The organism is Arsukibacterium ikkense, from assembly GCF_000987775.1.
In the GTDB taxonomy this organism is placed as follows: Bacteria; Pseudomonadota; Gammaproteobacteria; order Enterobacterales; family Alteromonadaceae; genus Alishewanella; species Alishewanella ikkense.
The window spans coordinates 1-19284 of the sequence record NZ_LAHO01000012.1; the positions used below are offsets into that span (position 1 = coordinate 1).

Genomic DNA, 19284 nt, shown 5'->3' on the forward strand with positions numbered 1-19284 from the left:
TACACCGCCAGGCTCCCAATTAAGCCAAAGAGCCCACTCAGTCGAGTGGGCTTTTTGCATTGCGATTGCGTATAGTTACACCATAAATAATGGCTAATATCTAGACAAAGCAGCGAATTAAGACAACACTGTATCGACAGTAAAAGGAGTTGCTCGTGTCACTTGCCCGGTTATTCAAACAAAAAACCTATTCCAGCTGGTTAATTATTCTGGCTTCCTGCCTGATATTTGCCAATGTTTTATTTGGTCTGGCACACGTTTCTGCATTAGTCAGCTTGGCAAGCTGGCAGCTAATTCTGTTGTTTAATGTCACTCTTATTATTTTCCTCGCAGGCTTATTTTATGCTGTACAGCGTCATCGCCGCTCGTTGGCAACTACGGTTTTACAAGTCGATCACGCGATCAAACGCCTGGAAGAACGGCTGGAATTAACCCAGCGTGCTGACTTAACTCCAGACATCCGGTTAGAGAAAATTAATATTCGTCTGCTGAACTATATTCGGCGCGATCACGAAGTACGCCATCTGGTCAGAGTGCAGGGCCTGATTGATCACGAGTTGGCTATAGGTAACCGGATTTTCTTTGAAAGCAAACTGCAGCATTTTTTAAGTGATGTTTCTGAAGAAGGAAGCGGTGCCTTATTTATCATCGAAGTATCACACCCTGGCCATAGTGTTAGTGCAGTTAAGCAACTGGCCTGCCTAAAAGCCTGTGTTGAAGTGATCAATAGTTATTGTGAACCTTATCAGGACAGGATCCTTGCCCGGCTTTCTGACAATGATTTAGTGTTACTGCTGTCCGGTGTCTCGGAGAGAGAGATGGCTAATCTGGCCGATACGCTGGTGGTAGCGATGGGGCGAGCGAACTGTTTTGCTAACTATCTGAGTTCTGATTTTGTTCATATAGGGTACGTCGCTTATCAGCGAGATCAAACAACCTATCAGTTGTTGTCAGAAGCCGATATGGCGCTGCGTACTGCGCAGTTATATGGTCACAACAGTGCTTTTGGCTTTGAGCCAGAGAAGAAACCCGCAGCTAAAGGATCAGTCTGGTGGCGCTCAGAGCTGACCAAGGCTCTGACTCAACATCGCTTTAGTTTGAGCTTTCAGCCAGTTTTTTCCTGGCAAGATCAGGAATTATTGCAGCAGGAAGTGCTGGTTAGGTTGCAAAGCTCTGAAGGCGAAACTATCCCGGCAGCTATTTTTCTGCCAATGGCGTACAGCTGTGGCTTAACGTTACAGATTGATCAGCATGTTTTATTACGCGCAGCTAAACTGGGCTCTCTGGAAAGCCGAAGTGCTATTCGTTGTAGCGTTAACGTTAACGCACATTCGTTATTGAACAAAGACTGGTTGCAGTGGCTTGAGCAGCTGGTGCTTGCTGGTCAGCTAGAACCGTCTCAGCTGGCACTCGAGTTAGCTGAGCATCACCTTATCCGCTACTACGACAAGTTAAAGCCTGTGTTAGATAAAGTAATAAACCTTGGTTTTTCGCTGGTGGTAGATCAGGTAGGACTGACTATTGATATTCCGCCTTATGCAGATGATTTAGCTATTGAATCTGCTAAGTTACATCCGTCAGTCGTTCGCAATATAGATCAACACCTGGAACAACAGTTGTTTGTCAGGGGATTAATCTCGCATTTTGCAGAACGTGGCATCCGGGTTATTGGTACCGGGGTCGAGTTGGCTGCTGAATGGCAAGCGTTGCAAAAGCTCGGCGTTGCCGGAGGTCAGGGTTTTTATTTTAGTCAGCCGCTGCCGCAGATAGTAACTGGTAATGCTTGAAGCTGATTAACTTGCGGTAAAGTAAGCCCGCCAGGCCTTGCATGCCGCCGGTATGAAAGAAGCTTATTCTGCTGCCTGGGGCAAACTCTCCTGCTGCAATCATCTGATACAGTTTATACAGTGCTCTGCCAGTGTAAATCGGTTCAATTGCAATACCGTGCCTGGCGGTAAACTGGCAACAAAACTCAATGTGCTCGCCAGGACATTTTGCATAACGATGGCCCGTTGCTGTGGCGATAATCCGCCATGGTGCAGCCATGGCAAAGCAGGCTGGCAGCAATTGAGCAACTTTGTCATGTAAGCCGCTATCGTTTAATACGGCGAGACCTATGATGTCTTTTACCTGATTATTCATCTTCGTTGCCTGGCTGTTTGCCATAATTAAACCAGCCAGAGTACCGCCGCTGGCAGTAGCAGTAGCAAGAATATTGGCAGGCCCGGCGGGTGTATTGCCGAGGTCTGCGCTGGCAATGCCCTGTGCGCCCAGGGTAGAACTGCCACCCTCAGGGATGATTAAACAGTTTGGATGGCGCTTTGCCAGTATGGCCAGAAAATCTGTTTGCTGGCGACGCCGATATGTTGCGCGGTCAGTAGCCAGCAAGAGCATACCTTGCTGCTGACAGTAGCGCAGTGTCGGATTATCAGGGTCTATGGTATCAGCCCTGACATAAGCTGTTGCTGAAACCCCCGCCAGCTTTGCAGCTGTAGCACTGGCAGCCAGATGGTTGGAGAAGGCCCCGCCAAAAGTGACAAAGCCGCGATATTGCTGTTGCTGGATCAGATTTATATGATATTGTAATTTCATCCATTTATTACCAGATATCATAGGCTCTGCCGTAACAGGGCAATATAACCAAAGTTCAACCTTAGCAGCTGCAGTTAGTGGTTCAATAATCTGGTGCCAGCGAGCAGCAGGTATTGTTGCGTGACAGGTTGGCAATAACATAAAACAGACTGGCAATTTTGAATAAAAAGTGGCTGGTATTATAAACCGATATCAGGGTTAAATAGCATTAAGATGTTAGCTAAAATTTTGCAACATATCAGGTTGGGCCAGAATAGCGCAGCAGGTGTCGCCGTGTTGCATATTCGTGAGCATGAAATACAGCTGCTGCTGCAGCCTGCCTCAGGTAAAATGGCTACCGCACAGATTCAGCCGGTCAAACAGGGTAACTGGCAACTGGCGGTTCAGCACGCTCTGGTTCATGTCAGCAAAGCGATGTCGCTTACTGTTATTATCCCACCGTCCATGTATCAGATAGTGCAATTGGAAAAACCAGCATTAACAGAGCAAGAACTGCGTGCTGCATTACCGTGGCAGGTAAAAGACATGACTGACATTGCCCTGGAAGAACTGGTACTTGATTACATTGATTTACCAGCGGCGCCTGGCCAGCCTGCCAAAATCAATGTTGTTGTTGCGGTGAAAAGTCAATTGCAGGAACTGGTGGCAATTGTTAGTCGCGACAAGCTGAATTTGCAACAGATTTTAATTGAAGAGTGGTTGATTCATGCGTTGCTGGAATATGGCGATCATGCTGCTCTGGTCCTGATGCATCAACCTGAGCAAGACGTTTTGCTGCAAGTTATTCGGCAAGGCCAGTTGCAATTCTCCCGGCGCTTACGTGGTTTTAACCGTTTGCATCAATACAGCGAGCCTGAATTGCAGCAGGGGGTGTTTGACAATCTGCTGCTGGAAATTCAACGTTCAATGGATTATATCGAAAGCCAGCTTAAGCTGCCGCCGGTTCGCAGTATTCATCTGTTGTGCAGTGGTTCAGACCGCACCGATTTAGTACCACTGTTCCACCAGGCTGGCTTCAGTCAGGTGCAGGCGCTACGGTTGAAACCGACATTGCAATGGGCGGCTGAGCTTGATGTCAATGAGTTTTGGCCGGCTATTGCCGCTTTAGCCAGCCCAGCTGAGGAGCCGGCAGTATGAAGCAGCGGATAAATCTGTATCAGGCCAGCATACAGCCGCGCATAGAAAGCCTGGCGTTAGCATCGCTGTTTGGCGTGATGCTGGTGGTGGTAGTTATTAGCCTGTTAGCCTGGGGCGGCATGCAGTGGCAACAGCATCAGCAATTACAGCAAAATAAGCAGGTAGAGCAGCAACTACAGCGCCAGCAAGAACAGCTGGGGTTGTTGCAACAAGCACTGTTGCAACGTCAGCCTGCGGCCGCACTGGTGGCAGAGCGGGATCAGCTTAAGCGCAAAGTAGAGCAGCAGATAGCGCTGCAGCACTACCTGGCAGCGCAGCAAGTGCGCGCCGACTACGCTTTTAGTAAAGTATTGCAACAATTTACTGCAGCCGATATTAATAGCCTGTGGTTAACGCGATTTATACTTCGGCCTGGCAGCAGCGAATTACAAGGTTTAACGCTGGCACCGGCCGCCGTGCCTGGCTGGTTGGAAAGTCTGCGCCATTTTGACTATTTTAAAGGGCAGCGCTTTAATGAGTTGCGTTTACTTCAATTACCAGAGCAACAAGCGGTGCAATTTCATTTGATTGCTGAGCAGGGGGACTGAATATGGCGAACTGGCAACAGCTTAACCAACGCTATCAGGCCCTGCAACTGAGAGAGAAACGGCTGATTTATTTTGGTTCAATCTTATTGTTGGCCTGGTTACTATTGATGTATTTGCTGGAACCAAACTGGCAGCATCGGCAACAGTTGCAGGGCGATCAGCGTAAGCTGGTGCTGCAACAACAGCAAGTGCAGCAGCAACTGCAACTGTTACAGCAGCAATTAGCCGTTGATATTGAGCAGCCGCTGCGTGCAGAACTTGTTACGCTGCATCAGCAACAAGCAGAGCTGGTCATGCAGCGCCAGAACCAGAGCGGTTTATTTATCGGCGCTGAGCAAATGCTGGCTTTGCTACGCGAGATCCTTAGCAAAAGTCAGCAACTCAAGCTGAAATCATTATCGACTTCGACAGCAGTACCCGTCGCGCTGGCAGGGCAGCTTGTGGGTGAGGCGCCTTTATTGTATCAGCATAAAACCACTCTGGAGGTCAGTGGCGCTTATGGTACCGTGCAACGGTTGCTAGCTGAACTGGAGCAACTCCCCTGGCTGGTGCAATGGCAACAATTAGATTATCGGGTCACGGAACACCCGTCAGCTGACATCAGTATTGAATTTATTACAGTGAGTGAAAATGAAAACTTTATTCAGCTGTAGTGTCATTTTGTGCATGGCGTTTGCCAGCCAGGCCGACCCAACGCGGCCGGCCAGTGGTTTTCAAGCCAGCTATGCCAGTAGCTCGTCGGTAACCAGCGGCCCGGAGACCTTAAGGTTGCAGCTTATCCAGGATACCAATGCCGGCAAAACGGCGATTATCAATGGCCGCTTACTGCAGCTTGGTGAGCAGTATCAGGGCTATACCCTTTTCGAAATCAGTGCCGCAACTGTTGTGCTGAAGCGCGGGGATGAGCAGCGAATTTTGCAGTTACATAATAAAACGATAAAAAATTATGATAAATAATACCCGTTTAAGCTTAAGTGTTATCAGCAGTGTTTTGTTATTAACTGCTTGCCAGGCATTGCAGCCCAGTGCTGGGCCAACAGCGGCAAAACAAGCGCTGCAACCTGCCGCTGAACCGGCGAAACCAGCGCTGGCCATTCCGGCTGCGGTTACGCAGGATTTACTGGCCCGGCCAGCCGCCGCGATAGTCAGTAATGAGCCGCGTTTTAATGTTTCTGCGTCTGATGTGGCACTGAATGACTTTTTTCATTCTATCGTTCACGACACACCATACAGCCTGGTGGTTCATCCCAGTATCAGCGGCATCATTAGCTTGCAATTAAAGCAGGTAACCCTGGCGGAAACCCTGGCAATAGTGCAATCGTTATATGGTTTTGATATCCGGCGTCAGGGTATGGTGTATCAGGTTTATCCGGCCGGCTTACGTACTGAAACAATTGCCGTTAATTATTTAATGCTGCAGCGCAGCGGCTTCTCGTCAATTTCAGTAAATTCTGGCGGGGTATCGCAGGATAGCAATAACCAAAACAATAATAATCGTGGCAATCAGAACTCAGCTAATAATAGTGGATTGAACAGCCCGCTTGGTAACAACGGAAACAACCAGAACCAAAATAGTCAGCAGCAATTTAATGGCAGCTCGATTCAAAGTGAAAGCCGTACTGACTTCTGGAGTAATCTAAAAGAGGCAGTGGAAGGCGTGTTGGGCGAGGGGCCGCAACGAATGGTCGTGGTGAGCCCGCAGGCCGGCCTGGTGACTGTGCGCGGTATGCCAGATGAAATTGCCGCGGTGAAAGCCTTTTTAGGCCAGTCAGAGCTGCAGTTGCAGCGTCAGGTTGTGCTGGAAGCGAAAATCATTGAAGTGACGCTGAGTGATGAGTATCAGCAAGGCATCAACTGGCAAAACGCGCTGGCCACTATTGGCTCTACCAGTTTTAACTTTACCACCTCAGGGGTTATTCCAACTAATCCGACGACGACAAACTTAGGGGGGGTTACCGCAATCTCCTTCAGCAATGCTGATTTTAGCGGCGTGATAAATTTACTGGAAACCCAGGGTAATGCTCAGGTGCTGTCCAGCCCACGGGTTACCGCTATGAATAACCAGAAAGCGGTCATTAAAGTGGGGCAGGACGAATACTTTGTGACTGATGTCACCAGCAATACCACTATCGCCGGCACAGGTGCTACCACCACCTCACCCAATATTTCGCTGCAACCTTTTTTCTCAGGTATTGCACTGGATGTTACACCGCAGATAGATCAGCACGGCAATGTTATTCTGCATGTTCACCCTTCAGTTACCGAAACCTCAGAGCAAAGCAAAACTATCCGTTTTAGCAATGAGCAAATAGTACTGCCGTTGGCGCAAAGCAACATTCGTGAATCTGATACCATAATCAAAGCTCAAAGCGGCGAAATAGTAGTGATTGGTGGCCTGATGCAAACGGTGACCAGTGACAGCGTGTCGCGCACCCCGGTGCTGGGTGCGATACCCTTAATAGGGCAGTTGTTTACCAGTAAAAACAAAATTGAGCGCAAGAAGGAGTTGGTGATCTTGTTAAAACCGACAGTGGTCGGCAACGGGGTCTGGCAACAACAGCTGCAGCAGTCGGCTGAGTTAATCAACGACTGGTATCCTGAGCGCTAAGTTTATGTATGCAGCCCACTTTAATCTGGCCTTAACGCCGTTTTCATTAACGCCCGATACCCAGTTTTATGTTGGCTTACCCCAGCATCAGGCGGCGTTAGCGGTACTGAATACTGCGTTAAACGCCGGTGAGGGCTTTATCAAAGTTACCGGCGAAGTGGGTACCGGCAAAACCTTGTTATGCCGGTTGTTATTAAAGCAGGCTCCGCCCGACTGGCAGCTGGCCTATTTGCCTGATCCCAGCGTTACCCCGTTCGAGTTGCGCTGGGCGCTGGCTGCTGAACTGGGTCTGAAATACTCTGCCAATATTGATGCCAGCCAGTTACTGCAATTACTGCAACGACAGCTGATCCTGCTGGCGCAAAACGGTAAAAAAATTATTCTTATTATTGATGAAGCGCAGGCCTTGCCTGACGATACGCTGGAATCGCTACGGTTACTGACTAACCTGGAAACAGAACGGCGCAAATTATTGCAAGTGGTGTTGTTTGGCCAGCCAGAGCTGGACCAGCGGTTAGCCAGTCAGCAGTTTCGCCAGTTGCGTCAGCGTATTTCATTTGCTTATCTGCTACCTGTGATGTCGAGCGCGCAAATTCGTTATTATGTGCGGCAGCGTTTACAGATCGCCGGCGCCACACCCGCTTTGTTTAATCGTTTTGCGCTGGCGGCGATCAGCCGCTATAGCCGCGGCATTCCGCGGCTAGTTAATTTGTTGGCGCATAAAGGCCTGATGCTGGCATACGGCGAGGGGAAAAGCGGGGTAAGTGCCCGGCATATCCGGTTCGCCGCTATGGATACAGACGATACCCGGCCAGCGCATCGGCGTTATCCCTGGCTGTTGGCTGGCGCGACAATATTCAGCGCCGCCTGTTACGCCTGGCTGCTGCGATGAGTGTTATTAATAAAATGCTGCAAGACTTAGAGCAGCGGCAGCAACCGGCGGCGGTCAGGCCAAATACCATGGCTCCCCAGCCACACTCTAACGCTAAAGCCTGGTATCTGTGGCTGGCGCTACCAGTGGTTTGCCTGGTGCTGTTGGCGTGGTTGTGGCTGCTACCAGCGCTAGCGCAGCGTCCGTTATTAAGCGCAGAGCCCGGCCAGACTTTGCCAAACCAGCCTGTGCTGGCGATGGCTACATCAATTAAGCAAGAAACGGCAACGTTAACCGCTCAGATGGTGACGGATAACCGCCAGTTGACAGCTATTGGCAGTGCTGGGCCTGCCCAAATTGTGGCGGCACTTAATAGCGGGCCAACTAAAGCAGAGGCTGCCACGCCGCCAGGCTTACCGGCAACTAGAACACAGCAGCCACTACTGACAGTAACGCGGCCAGCTGCGGTCAAACCACAAGCCACTATAGAAAAACAGCATCTTAGCGCTGGTGAGCAGCAACAAAACATGCAATTACGGGCCAATGCCAGTGAAGCCGCCGGCGATACCAGCGCTGCCATTGCTATCTGGCAGCAGATTGCAGCGCAGCAGCCCGCTGAGCCGGAAGCTTACCTTAATCTGGCCAGGCTCTGGCTGCAACAACAGCAGATGGTCACAGCCCGCCAGGTATTATTGCAGGCGCGACAACAAGGGGTGCAAAGTGCAGAAATCAATCTGCAGCTGGCGCAACTGGCGGTTCGGCAAGGTCAATGGCAGCAAGCACTGGCGTTTTTGCCGGATCAGTTTGAACTGGCCGCAGAGCCCGAGTACTTTGGCTTCAAAGCCACTGTGTTACAACAGTTAGAACAGTTTGCCGCTGCACTTAGCTGGTATCAGCGCTTAGCTCAGCTGCAACCTGAGCAGGCGCGTTGGAGCCTTGGTGCCGCCCTTAGCAGTGAGCAGCTGGGCCAGCCGTTGCAGGCAAACCAGTATTATCAGAAAGCCTGGCAATACCGGCAGGCATTATCGGCAAGCAGCCACGACTTTATTCAACAACGGCTTAAGGCAACAGAACCCTAGTATGCAAAAACCCAAGCTTAAGATGCGCCTAGGCGATTTACTGGTGCACGAACACATTATTACCGAGGCTCAGCTGGAGCAGGCGCTGGCGCGCCAGAAGAGTAGTGGCCGTAAACTGGGTGCCACCCTGATTGAAATGCAGTTTTTGTCAGAGCAGCAACTGTTACAGTTTTTAGCCCAGCAGCTGCAGGTGCCTTTTTTAGACATTGCCCAGCGTAAAATTGATCCCAAAGCAGCGCAGCTGCTGGCTGAAGTGCATGCCCGCAGGTTTCGGGCACTGGTGATTGAGGATATGGGCGACTCGGTGTTACTGGGGATGAATGATCCGGCCGACTTAGCAATACTGGACCAGATAGCCCCCCTGCTGGCGCCACGGGAAATTAAAATTGCCGTGGTACGGGAAAGCCAGTTACTGGATGCCTTTGACTCGCTGTACCGGCGTACTAAAGACATTGAAAACTTTGCCACCCAGTTAAAGCAAGAGCATAGCAGCGACACTGAAGACGCCCTGCTGGCAGAAGAAAACCGCGAAGAAACCGACAATACCATTGCCAAGTTATTACGCTCCATTTTTGAAGATGCGGTACAGGTAAAGGCTTCAGATATTCATATTGAACCGGATGAAAAAGTACTGCGCATTCGCCAGCGGGTCGACGGCATTTTGCAGGAAAGCACCTTAAACGAAGTGAGTATCGCAGCGGCGCTGGTTTTGCGCCTGAAACTGATGGCCAGCCTGGATATTTCCGAAAAGCGGCTGCCGCAGGATGGCCGGTTTCAAATTACCGTCAAACAACACAAAATTGATATCCGGATGTCGACCATGCCGGTACAGTACGGCGAGTCGGTAGTAATGCGCTTGCTGGACCAGTCGGCCGGCTTGCTGAAAATGGAAGATACCGGTATCCCGGGCCCAATGTTAGCCAGGCTGCGGCGCATCGTGCAAAGCCCGCATGGCATGATTTTGGTTACCGGCCCAACCGGCTCGGGTAAAACCACCACCTTGTATGGCGTGCTGAGTGAACTGAACAAAGCCGGCAGTAAAATTATTACCGTGGAAGATCCGGTTGAATACCGCTTGCCACGGATTAATCAGGTGCAGGTAAATCATAAAATTGGCCTGACATTCAGCAATGTACTGCGTACCACCTTACGGCAAGACCCGGATATTATTATGGTGGGTGAAATGCGCGATCAGGAAACCGCTGAAATGGGTTTACGGGGCGCCCTAACCGGCCATCTGGTGTTGTCTACCTTACACACCAACGATGCCGTCTCCAGTACCCTGCGTTTAATTGATATGGGTGCGGCACCTTATTTGGTAGCCAGCGCGTTGCGGGCTATTATTGCCCAGCGCCTGGTGCGCCGGTTATGCGACTACTGCAAACAGCCGCACCAGCCCGACGAGCTGGAGCAAAACTGGCTGAGACATCATAAAACCAATGAACAAGCCCGCTACTGGCAGGGTGTCGGTTGTCAGTCATGCAACCACACTGGCTACAAAGGGCGGCTGGGGGTATTTGAGTTGCTGGTGATCACCAAGCCGCTGGCCGATGCACTGCGCCGCTCCGACATCGAAGGTTTTAGTAATCTGGCTTATCATAGCGACGACTTTGTTAGTCTGGGGAAAATGGCGCTGGACTATGCGCAGCAAGGAGTAACCACCCTGGAAGAGGTGATCAGGGTATCTGAATATCTGGAGACCGAACCTGAAGTACCGCCATTGGCCGATACGCCGCTTAGTCTGGAAGAGGAAAGTTAACGATGGCCAGCTTTCAGTACAAAGCACGGGATGCCAGTGGCAACGCTGTCAGTGGCCAGCTGGAAGCCGGTAGTCAGGCAGCTGCAGCCGATATGTTAAAGCAGCGCCGCTATATTCCGTTAAGTATTGAAGCTGTGGTGGCAACCGACAACACCATTAAATTTGAGCTGTGGCAAGCCAAAGTCAGCCTGACAGAGCTGATTATCTTTTCCCGGCAAATGTATTCACTGATGAAAGCCGGTATTCCGATTATCCGGGCGATTAAAAGCCTGGCCGAAAGCACGGGCTCAGCGCGGTTGCGTCAGGTGATGAATGCACTGGCCAGCGAGCTGGAAAACGGCCGTAGTTTATCGGTGGCAATGGCCAGCCACCCTAAGGTGTTTAACCGGCTGATCGTTAGTCTGGTGCATGTGGGCGAAAATACCGGCCGGCTTGATGATGCCTTTTTACAGCTTACCTACTATTTTGAGCAGGAGCTGGAAACCCGCAAACAAATTAAGCAGGCCACCCGCTACCCTATTTTTGTGTTAATTGCGCTGGTGGTAGCAATGGTGGTGCTGAATATTTTTGTTATTCCGCAGTTTGCCAATATGTTCGCCCGCTTTAATGCCGAGCTGCCCTGGTCTACCCAGATATTGCTGGCCAGTTCGGCGTTTTTTATTAATTTCTGGCCATTGTTACTGCTGTGCGTTATCGCCAGTATTTTTGCAGTAAGTTTTTACTTACAAACCCCCGCCGGTAAACTGCGCTGGGGCCGCTGGCAACTTAAAGTGCCCATTATAGGTAGCATTGTCAACCGCGCTACGCTGGGGCGCTTTGCCCGTAGCTTTTCGATGATGCTAAAAGCCGGGGTACCTATTACCACGGCACTAAGTCTGGTTGCCGAAGCGGTCGATAACGACTATCTTGGAGATAAGATCCGGGAAATGCGGCGCAGTATTGAGCGGGGCGAAAGCTTGCTGCGGGTGTCGCAGCAAAGTGGTATGTTTACGGATCTGGTATTACAAATGGTGTCAGTAGGTGAGGAAACCGGCCAAATGGATGAAATGCTCACCGAAGTGGCCGGCTTTTATGAGCGCGAAGTGGCGTTTGATTTAAAAAGCCTGACCGCAAAAATAGAGCCAATCTTAATTGCCATAGTAGCGGCTATGGTGCTATTACTGGCGTTAGGAATTTTTACCCCCATGTGGGATATGCTAAATGCTTACAAAGGCGGTTAATCTTTGCCACAAATTAAGCTAATAACAATAATTAACGATATACTTATTAATACAAGTGCTTGGGAGAGACAACGATGAAAAAGCAAACAGGCTTTACCTTAATAGAATTGGTAATAGTCATTATTATTCTTGGCCTGCTGGCCGCTACCGCCTTACCGCGGTTTTTAAATCTCGAAGAACGGGCAACAACAGCATCCCTTGAGGGTATTGCTGGCGGTTTTGCCAGTGCGATAGGGATAACCCGGGCGCAGTGGGAAATTGATGGCAGGCCAGTAAATACTGCAACTAACCTGGTTGAGTTAAGCAGCGCAAATACGGCAAGTCCTTACACTATTACGGTCGACTCTCGTTTTGGCTATCCAGTTGGTGGCGCGCTGGCTTCGGCGACTGTTGCAACAGCGATGTCTCCGGCCAGTTGCCTGGCAGCCTATAATTCGTTGTTCCAGGCAGGTTCTGCTTCCGCAGCTACCGCGGCAGACCAGGCCGGATATGAAGCATTAACAACAGACTTGTATGTTGATGGCACAGGGGGGGAATGTCGTTATTATTTGAGATCAGCGCTGGCTAACAGACCGACCGCTACAACAGAGGGACGACTATTTACATACAATGCTCAATTGGGTGCTGTCGCAGTCATCATTAACTAAGTTTTTATATTTGAAGTTTGAGGTAAACCAATGAAACGTAATCAGGCAGGTTTCACATTAATAGAATTAATTATCGTTATCGTTATTCTGGGTATTCTGGCAGTAACTGCTGCACCTAAGTTTTTAGATTTTGGTGCTGACGCAAAACGCTCTACATTGACAGGTGTTAAGGGAGCTTTAGAATCGGCTGGTGCATTGGTGTATGGTAAAGCGATTATCGCTGGCAAACAGAGTGCTGAAACGGGAACCTTAACTGATCCTGCAATTGACATTGCATATGGCTATCCGGTAGCGACGCCTGTCGCAATTCGTGCAACAGCTGAGCTAGCTACTGCCGAATGGGATGTTGTGGTTAGTACGGCTGATGATGCGCCAGGCTTTGGTGCTGTAGGTGCTACCAGCGTAGTTATTTCGACTGCCAATTCTACCTTGGGAACTACAGCAGAAACTGCTTGTCATGCGGTTTATGTACAATCTACCGGACCTGCTGTTAAGCCGGTCATTACGGTTTATGGCCAAGGCTGCTAATCGCAGAGAGTTGTAATGAACAAAAAGCAGCACCACACAGGCTTTACCTTAATAGAGCTAATAGTGGTGCTGGTAATTATCGGGGTACTGGCGGTTAGCTTAGTGCCCCGTTTTTTTTCTGGCAGTGGCACTAACGAATATTTATACCGCGATCAGGCTTTTAGTTTAATTCAGCGTCAGCAAATACAGTCGATGCAATGCACCAGTTGCAACCCGGTTGGGGTTCAGGTCGACAATTTTAGCATTAATCCGGCCGGCAGCCCGGGTTGCGAAAATACCGCAACCCGGCTCTGTATTAGTGCGCGTGACCGCAGTACCATTCAGCTTAGGCCGGTGGCCTTTGAGCTCGATTTGTATTTTAATAACCTGGGTCAGCCAATTGGCAAAGGTGGCACGCGTTTATGCCAGAACAGTTGTCGGGTGAATGTGCAGGGCAATGTTAACCTGGCTATTTGTATCGAATACGAAGGGTATATTCATCTATGTTAGCCCCACTTAGGTTAACCGGCAGTCAGCAAGGATTCAGCCTGATTGAGCTGATTACCGGCATAGTGGTGCTGGCTATTGCGCTCAGTCTGGTTACTGCGGTGCTGGGGCCCTTATACATAAAAAGCACTGACCCCTGGCATCAGGTGCGGGCCACTGAACTGGGCCAGAGTATGCTAAACGATATTATGACCCGCTCGTTTGACCAGCAAAGCCCGCGCAGTGGCAGTATGCTGCGCTGCGGTGAAAGTAGTGCCCCCGCTTGCACCGTGCAAAATGCCGATGGCAGTTGGCCGGTAGATCCGGGCGAGCTGAATGCCGATAACCGGTTGCGTTTTAACGATGTGGACGATTTTCATAATTTTACCGCTAATGGCAGCCTGTTAACCAATATTCTGGCAGAAGACCTGTTGGATGTGTATCGCAACTATCAGCTGCGGGTTAACGTCAGTTATGCTGCCGCCGACGAGGTTGGCGGCATCAGCCTGGTGGCTGATCAGGTTAAAGTGATTACCGTCACCGTGCGCACCCCCACTGGCAGCGAACTGCAATTTAGCAGCTATAAAGGGAACTGGTGATGTTGTACAGCATACAGCGCGGTTTTACCTTAATAGAGCTGACTATTGTGATTGTGCTGCTGTCCATTCTGGCGCTGGGTGTCAGCAGTTATATTGGCCTGGGTGCCAGCATGTACAGCGACGCCACCGAGCGCGAACAAGTATTAACCCAAAGCCGCTTTGTCGCCGAACGGCTGCAACGTGAACTGCGTAATGCCGCGCCCAACAGCATTCGCGCGGCCGACGGGCCTTTGCTGCGTTGTATTGAGTTTGCCCCTATTGTCGCCAGTGGCGTTTATTTGCAAGCGCCGGTTGCCCCCGATGCCGGTAACGAATTGCGCTTAGCTTTGCTTAACTGGCAGGACAGTTACCTCGGTTTGCCTTTTACCATTTACCCGCGCCAGTTGCATGATATTTATGGCAGCAGCGGCAGTACCATACCCCTTAGCGGCAGCGAACAGGACGATGCTGATGGCAACAGTGCCACCCGCACTGTGCAACTGGCCAGCAGCCATAGCTTTCCGCTCGACTCGCCCGAGCAACGGTTTTATTTATTGGCGGCCAGCCCGGTAAGTTATTGCTTTAATGGGGTAGAGGGCAGTATTCGTCGCTACAGCGGCTATAGTTATAACGCCACTCAGCCATTACCCCCTGCTGCTGTTGGCAGCTTAATGGCGGGCAATGTGCAGCAGGTACGGTTTGCTATTAATGATGCGGTGCTAACCCGCAATAGTGTGGTTAATTTATTGCTGCAGTTTGGCCAAAGCCAGGCCAGCGACATGTTTTTTAACTATGAGGTGCATATTCCCAATGTTCCTTAAGCTGGCTTTAACCAAAACGAAACAGCAGGGCAGTGCGCTGGTGGTGGCGGTATTTATTATTGTGGTGATGCTGGCTATCGTGTTGGCGTTGTCGCGCATTCTGTTAAGCAGCAGTGACAGTGTGGTATACGAAGTACAGGGCACCCGCGCCTTATTTGCCGCACAAAGTGGCATGGAATTGGCGCTAACTGAGTTGTTTCCGCGTGCTGGTGCCAGCAATTGCAGCAGCTGGAATTTTAGTTTTGCCACCGCGGGTCTAACCGGTTGCGAGGCGCAGGTGCAGTGCACCGCCCGGGCTATTGCCAGCCCGGAGCTGAGCCAGTTGTTCTTGCTGCAAAGCACCGCCAGCTGCAATGCCAATGAATTTATAACCAGTCGCAGTATTGAGCTGGAGGTCAGGCAATGAGGTGGTTAATCGCCAGCTTCATGTTATTGATCAGTGCCAATGCACTGGCAATTAATTGTGATGATATCTGGACCCAGGCGGTTCGCAGCAATAGTGCGATACCAGCAAGCATTCCTTTTCCGGCAAGTCCCAATCCCAGCTTTCCTGAGCCTTTAGCGCCCATTGATTACTACTATGCTGATAACGACAACTATCAAATTGTTAATGGCACTATCCGCACTACTTCCGGTGCAACAAGCCGGGTGTTTGTAAATGGTAACCTGACCATTGAAAATAACGTGGTGCTGAATGCCGGAGGGCCAGCGCAAAATTTTATTTTGGTAGTCAGTGGTAGCTTAATTTTAAACAACAACGCCGTTATTAATGGTTTTGTGTTAGTAGGGGGTGCAGTACAGCTTAATAATAATAGTGTTATCAATGGTGCTTTAACCGCAAAAGGCGCCGTAGCTAACTTTGGTACGGTGAATTACCTGCCTGCCGCGATACCTCTGCTAAGTGGCGGTGTAGTATGCGATGCCTTGTTGCCGCCCGCGGTATTGCGGGCACATTATCCGCTGGACCAGTGTTTTGATGAAATCAGCAGTGTGCTGACAGAATTAACCGGTAACTATAATGGCGCCGGCTTAAACCTGTCCCGGGCTGAGGGCGTCGTTAAACAGGCTGTGCGTTTTGCCGGCAATGTGCAAAGTAGAGCCGAGTTGCCCGCAGCACTATTAAATGGTTTGGACAATTTTTCTCTGTCGTTATGGATTAATCCTGAAACTACCGGTGGTTTCAGGGAAATCATTTCGGCTTCAAATAACGCCAGGAATAATGAATTTGAACTTTATCTGACTCCGGAAAATACCATACGCACCGGGATAAAAGGCACTTATCACAGTTTTGCCAGCAATCCGCCGACGATTCAGGCCAATAGCTGGCAGCATCTGGTTTTTACCCGTAGCGGTGGCGAGGTCTGCCTGTACTTGAATGCAGGTCTGGTGGGGTGCACCACTGCTCAGATGGGGGACTTAGTCGTGACCCGCGCTGCGCTGGGCGTCTGGTGGCAGAGTGCGAACAGTTTTGCTGATTTTTTTACCGGGCGTATGGATGAAGTTTTAGTTTATCAAAACCGGTTATCGGTCAACGAAATCAGCCAGATATATTCACTGCAACGCGACGGTTTTAATTATGATGGTAACAGCCGTTCCGATACCTGTCTGAGTTGTCTGGCTGACGATTTTAATAGTGCCAGCCTGAGTGACAGCTGGGTGACGGCACGCAGCAGTGGTACTTTTACCCCGCAGGTGATTAATAACCGCTTGCGGATGACTCAGGCCGTCGGTAATCAGGCAACGTCGGCGACGTATCAGCGTTTATATCCGGCGGCCGATAATTTGGTCATTGTTGAGTTTGATTATCTGGCCTATGGCGGTAGCGGCGCCGATGGTCTGGCGGTAGTGTTATCGGATGCGGCTGTGACACCGCAGCCTGGCAGTTTTGGCGGGCCGCTGGGATATGGAAGCAGAGCTAACCAGAATATATCAGGCTTTGCTGGTGGCTGGCTGGGTATAGGCCTGGATGAATTTGGTAACTTTTCCACTGAAGGCGGGCCGGGCGGGCCGGGTCGCCGACAGCAATCAGTTGCTATTCGTGGCTCCGGGCAGGGCACCACTGGCTACAGATATTTACGGGGCACCTGTAACAATGGCGCTACTAACCCTGCTGGCGGTTGTCTGAGTCCGCGGGTTGATGGTAATCAAAATAATCCGCATCGCTATCGCATCACAGTGGATTCCCGCAGTGCAGGTTCTGCCTTAGTAGCCGTGGAACGGGATCATGGTACTGGCTTTATTACGCTGATCGAGCCATTTAATGCACTGACCGAACCGGGGCAGGCTGCTGTGCCGGAGAATTTTTTACTATCATTAACCGGTTCTACCGGCGGCTCCACTAATATTCATGAACTGGACAATCTCAGTATTTGTGCGCTGCGATCTACACCTGTGGGCCAGCAAATTGACCATTTTGAGTTTGATTACAGCGGCCAGGCATTAACCTGCAAGCCGGAAACCTTTACCGTGCGGGCTTGTGCCAATGCGGCCTGCAGCCAGTTGATCACCAACCCGGTCACCGCCACGCTAAGCCCGGCTACCCTGGCTGACGGTGGCTGGGTGGGCGGCAATACCATCAACTTTGCCGGCGGCACCACCACCGTTGCCCTGCGCCGCAGTACCGCAGGTTCTACGCTGATTGGGGTCAGCGGTTCGGTGCCCACTACCCGGCCGCTAAGCCAAACGCTGTGCCGCGCCGGTGGTGGGGGCTTAAGTGCCGCGGCCTGTAATGTCAGTTTTGCTACAGCCGGTTTAGTGTTTGCGGTGCCAGATGGTATTGCCAACCAGCCGGCTGATAACATCAGGGTGGCGGCAGTAAGGCAGGGCGATAATACGCAGCAATGTGTGCCGCAGTTTGCCAATGTCAGCCGTACTGTCAGTTTCTGGAGCAGCTATATTGATCCGGGCCCGGCGGCCCGGCCGGCATCACTACCTTTGCAGGTTAACAGCAGCAATGTCAGTTTAATTGCGGCCAGCCCGACCAGTCTGGCGCTTAATTTTGACCAGAATGGCGAGGCACTGATCAGTGTTAATTATGCTGATGCGGGACAGGTGCAGCTGAGTGCCCGTTACAATGGCAGTGTTGCTACTGAAGATAGCGGCCTGGTATTAAATGGTGCCGACCAGTTTATCCGTCGCCCGGCAGGCCTATGTATACAAAACCTGGGGCATTGTCCGGCTGCCGATGCCAGTTGCCCGGTATTCCGGCGCGCTGGCGAGGTTTTCCCGCTGAACATCAGTGCCCATGCCTGGCAGCAAGGTAGCACCGATATTTGCGCTAACCCGGTTACCCCGAATTTCCAACAGACTAATATTGCCCTTAGTCACAGCTTAATTGCGCCTGTGGGTGTGCCTGGCGATCTTGGCCAGCAAAGTTACTCGCATCAGCGTGCGCTGAATGGCAGCACCAGCATTGGCCAAAGCGTCTCAGAAGTTGGGGTGTTCCGCTTTAATACGGCGCCGGTGAATTATTTAACCATGACAGATCCGCTGCCAGCTGGCAGCGGCCAGGCAAGCGGCCGCTTTGTGCCGGCTGATTTTGCCCTTAGTGATATCAGCAGCGACGCCGCTTGTGGCAGTTTTAGTTATATGCAGCAGCCCTTTACGCTGGGCTTCACCCTGACAGCCCGCAATACTGCAGGCCAGCGCACCCAAAATTATTTTGGTGCCTTTGCCAACAGTAGTTTGCTGTTACAGGCTGAAAACGCCGACGATGGTATCGATTTAACCAACAGGCTAACCAGCAGCGGTTTTGGCAGCTGGGCGTTGGGGCAGCAGTTGTTCAGTACCACAGAGTTACGGCTTAACCGCCAAAGCAGCGGCGCAGCCGATGGACCCTTTAGCGCGTTAACGGTGGCGTTAAATATCATAGACCCCGACGGTAGCCTGGTGGCGAACCCCGATACTAACGTTACTAATAGTAATTGTGCCGCCGATAACAGCTGTAATGCCGCCGCGCTGATGTTAACCGATATGCGCTATGGTCGCTTGCAAATGGCCAATGGCTTTGGCCCGGAATTTGACGATTTACCGGTTAACTTAACAGCAGAATATTGGGATGGCAGTCTTTTTCAAAGCAACAGTGCCGATAATTGCAGCGTGATCAGTGTCGGTAACCTGAATTTAAGCAATAGCCTGACTACAGCGCAGGCCAATGCAGTTGAGCTTAGCAGCGGCAAAACGCCGGTTGGCGGCTTGGTATTGCTCGCACCGGATGAGCCGGGGACCGTCAGTGCCATTTATCAGGTGCCGCTATGGCTGCAATATGACTGGAATGACGATGGCAGTTACACCAACTCGCCGGTGGCCGAGTTTATGTTCGGCCGCTATCGCGGTAACCCACGGCAAATCTACTGGCGTGAACGTTTTTAGCGGCTAAAGCGTGCTGTTGAA

At 50.9% G+C, this 19284-nt stretch carries 18 protein-coding genes; 17 read left to right on the top strand and 1 reads right to left on the bottom strand.

Annotation, left to right across the window (positions count from 1 at the left end; all coding sequences use genetic code 11):
- The first annotated feature begins 155 nt into the window (after positions 1-155).
- A complete protein-coding gene (locus tag WG68_RS12325) occupies positions 156-1787 on the top strand; it encodes an EAL domain-containing protein (protein WP_046558012.1) in 1632 nt (543 codons plus the stop codon).
- Here WG68_RS12325 and WG68_RS12330 read toward each other — a convergent pair.
- The gene (locus WG68_RS12330; RefSeq protein ID WP_046558013.1) at positions 1747-2733 is read right to left on the bottom strand and encodes a 1-aminocyclopropane-1-carboxylate deaminase/D-cysteine desulfhydrase; all 987 of its coding nucleotides are present in this window, start codon (positions 2731-2733) and stop codon (positions 1747-1749) included. The two genes, WG68_RS12325 and WG68_RS12330, sit on opposite strands and share 41 nt — an antisense overlap.
- Positions 2734-2805: 72 nt before the next feature.
- Here WG68_RS12330 and WG68_RS19135 point away from each other — a divergent pair, with 72 nt between their 5' ends.
- The 16 genes from WG68_RS19135 (at position 2806) to WG68_RS12410 (ending at position 19263) form a co-directional block, all read left to right on the top strand.
- Positions 2806-3729 (top strand): hypothetical protein, encoded by a 924-nt coding sequence (locus tag WG68_RS19135; protein ID WP_052749078.1) that lies wholly within the window; start codon positions 2806-2808, stop codon positions 3727-3729.
- Positions 3726-4316 carry a hypothetical protein gene (locus WG68_RS12340; protein ID WP_046558014.1) on the top strand — a complete coding sequence of 197 codons (591 nt, stop codon included), beginning with the start codon at positions 3726-3728 and terminating at the stop codon, positions 4314-4316. The genes WG68_RS19135 and WG68_RS12340 overlap by 4 nt, the downstream gene beginning before the upstream one ends.
- A gap of 2 nt (positions 4317-4318) precedes the next feature.
- Positions 4319-4969 carry a type II secretion system protein M gene (locus tag WG68_RS12345; RefSeq protein WP_046558015.1) on the top strand — a complete coding sequence of 217 codons (651 nt, stop codon included), beginning with the start codon at positions 4319-4321 and terminating at the stop codon, positions 4967-4969.
- Positions 4947-5273, top strand: coding sequence for a hypothetical protein (locus WG68_RS12350; RefSeq protein ID WP_152663094.1), 327 nt, complete (start codon positions 4947-4949; stop codon positions 5271-5273). The genes WG68_RS12345 and WG68_RS12350 overlap by 23 nt, the downstream gene beginning before the upstream one ends.
- Positions 5263-6924 carry a pilus (MSHA type) biogenesis protein MshL gene (gene mshL / locus WG68_RS12355; protein WP_046558016.1) on the top strand — a complete coding sequence of 554 codons (1662 nt, stop codon included), beginning with the start codon at positions 5263-5265 and terminating at the stop codon, positions 6922-6924. The genes WG68_RS12350 and mshL overlap by 11 nt, the downstream gene beginning before the upstream one ends.
- Positions 6925-6928: 4 nt before the next feature.
- Positions 6929-7816 carry an ExeA family protein gene (locus tag WG68_RS12360; protein WP_046558017.1) on the top strand — a complete coding sequence of 296 codons (888 nt, stop codon included), beginning with the start codon at positions 6929-6931 and terminating at the stop codon, positions 7814-7816.
- Positions 7813-8874: a tetratricopeptide repeat protein gene (locus tag WG68_RS12365; protein ID WP_046558018.1), complete on the top strand. Its 1062-nt coding sequence runs from the start codon at positions 7813-7815 to the stop codon at positions 8872-8874. Before WG68_RS12360 ends, WG68_RS12365 begins: the two co-directional genes overlap by 4 nt.
- Position 8875: 1 nt before the next feature.
- Positions 8876-10633 (top strand): GspE/PulE family protein, encoded by a 1758-nt coding sequence (locus tag WG68_RS12370; RefSeq protein ID WP_046558019.1) that lies wholly within the window; start codon positions 8876-8878, stop codon positions 10631-10633.
- A gap of 2 nt (positions 10634-10635) precedes the next feature.
- Entirely contained in the window at positions 10636-11853 is a 1218-nt protein-coding gene (locus WG68_RS12375) for a type II secretion system F family protein (RefSeq protein WP_046558020.1), read from the top strand.
- A 74-nt stretch (positions 11854-11927) separates the two neighbouring features.
- On the top strand, positions 11928-12500 hold the full coding sequence (locus WG68_RS19975; RefSeq protein WP_046558021.1) for a prepilin-type N-terminal cleavage/methylation domain-containing protein: 573 nt from the start codon (positions 11928-11930) through the stop codon (positions 12498-12500).
- 30 nt (positions 12501-12530) lie between these two features.
- A complete protein-coding gene (locus WG68_RS19980; protein WP_046558022.1) occupies positions 12531-13028 on the top strand; it encodes a prepilin-type N-terminal cleavage/methylation domain-containing protein in 498 nt (165 codons plus the stop codon).
- Between the two features lie 15 nt (positions 13029-13043).
- Positions 13044-13517 (top strand): type II secretion system protein, encoded by a 474-nt coding sequence (locus WG68_RS19985; RefSeq protein WP_052749080.1) that lies wholly within the window; start codon positions 13044-13046, stop codon positions 13515-13517.
- Positions 13511-14092, top strand: coding sequence for a type IV pilus modification PilV family protein (locus tag WG68_RS12395; RefSeq protein WP_046558023.1), 582 nt, complete (start codon positions 13511-13513; stop codon positions 14090-14092). The genes WG68_RS19985 and WG68_RS12395 overlap by 7 nt, the downstream gene beginning before the upstream one ends.
- A complete protein-coding gene (locus WG68_RS12400) occupies positions 14092-14892 on the top strand; it encodes a PilW family protein (protein WP_152663095.1) in 801 nt (266 codons plus the stop codon). Before WG68_RS12395 ends, WG68_RS12400 begins: the two co-directional genes overlap by 1 nt.
- Entirely contained in the window at positions 14882-15298 is a 417-nt protein-coding gene (locus tag WG68_RS12405; protein WP_046558024.1) for a PilX N-terminal domain-containing pilus assembly protein, read from the top strand. Before WG68_RS12400 ends, WG68_RS12405 begins: the two co-directional genes overlap by 11 nt.
- Entirely contained in the window at positions 15295-19263 is a 3969-nt protein-coding gene (locus tag WG68_RS12410) for a DUF6701 domain-containing protein (protein ID WP_046558025.1), read from the top strand. The genes WG68_RS12405 and WG68_RS12410 overlap by 4 nt, the downstream gene beginning before the upstream one ends.
- The last annotated feature ends 21 nt before the right edge of the window (positions 19264-19284 follow it).

What these genes read in the sequence shown, in the direction of transcription:
- WG68_RS12360 (WP_046558017.1), top strand. Translation starts at nt 6,929, where the DNA reads ATGTATGCAGCCCACTTTAATCTGGCCTTAACGCCGTTTTCATTAACG.
- WG68_RS12350 (WP_152663094.1), top strand. Translation starts at nt 4,947, where the DNA reads ATGAAAACTTTATTCAGCTGTAGTGTCATTTTGTGCATGGCGTTTGCC.
- WG68_RS19985 (WP_052749080.1), top strand. Translation starts at nt 13,044, where the DNA reads ATGAACAAAAAGCAGCACCACACAGGCTTTACCTTAATAGAGCTAATA.
- WG68_RS19135 (WP_052749078.1), top strand. Translation starts at nt 2,806, where the DNA reads ATGTTAGCTAAAATTTTGCAACATATCAGGTTGGGCCAGAATAGCGCA.
- WG68_RS12405 (WP_046558024.1), top strand. Translation starts at nt 14,882, where the DNA reads ATGTTCCTTAAGCTGGCTTTAACCAAAACGAAACAGCAGGGCAGTGCG.
- WG68_RS12375 (WP_046558020.1), top strand. Translation starts at nt 10,636, where the DNA reads ATGGCCAGCTTTCAGTACAAAGCACGGGATGCCAGTGGCAACGCTGTC.
- WG68_RS19980 (WP_046558022.1), top strand. Translation starts at nt 12,531, where the DNA reads ATGAAACGTAATCAGGCAGGTTTCACATTAATAGAATTAATTATCGTT.
- WG68_RS12330 (WP_046558013.1), bottom strand. Translation starts at nt 2,733, where the DNA reads ATGTTATTGCCAACCTGTCACGCAACAATACCTGCTGCTCGCTGGCAC.
- mshL (WP_046558016.1), top strand. Translation starts at nt 5,263, where the DNA reads ATGATAAATAATACCCGTTTAAGCTTAAGTGTTATCAGCAGTGTTTTG.
- WG68_RS12400 (WP_152663095.1), top strand. Translation starts at nt 14,092, where the DNA reads ATGTTGTACAGCATACAGCGCGGTTTTACCTTAATAGAGCTGACTATT.
- WG68_RS12395 (WP_046558023.1), top strand. Translation starts at nt 13,511, where the DNA reads ATGTTAGCCCCACTTAGGTTAACCGGCAGTCAGCAAGGATTCAGCCTG.
- WG68_RS12410 (WP_046558025.1), top strand. Translation starts at nt 15,295, where the DNA reads ATGAGGTGGTTAATCGCCAGCTTCATGTTATTGATCAGTGCCAATGCA.
- WG68_RS12345 (WP_046558015.1), top strand. Translation starts at nt 4,319, where the DNA reads ATGGCGAACTGGCAACAGCTTAACCAACGCTATCAGGCCCTGCAACTG.
- WG68_RS12340 (WP_046558014.1), top strand. Translation starts at nt 3,726, where the DNA reads ATGAAGCAGCGGATAAATCTGTATCAGGCCAGCATACAGCCGCGCATA.
- WG68_RS12370 (WP_046558019.1), top strand. Translation starts at nt 8,876, where the DNA reads ATGCAAAAACCCAAGCTTAAGATGCGCCTAGGCGATTTACTGGTGCAC.
- WG68_RS19975 (WP_046558021.1), top strand. Translation starts at nt 11,928, where the DNA reads ATGAAAAAGCAAACAGGCTTTACCTTAATAGAATTGGTAATAGTCATT.
- WG68_RS12365 (WP_046558018.1), top strand. Translation starts at nt 7,813, where the DNA reads ATGAGTGTTATTAATAAAATGCTGCAAGACTTAGAGCAGCGGCAGCAA.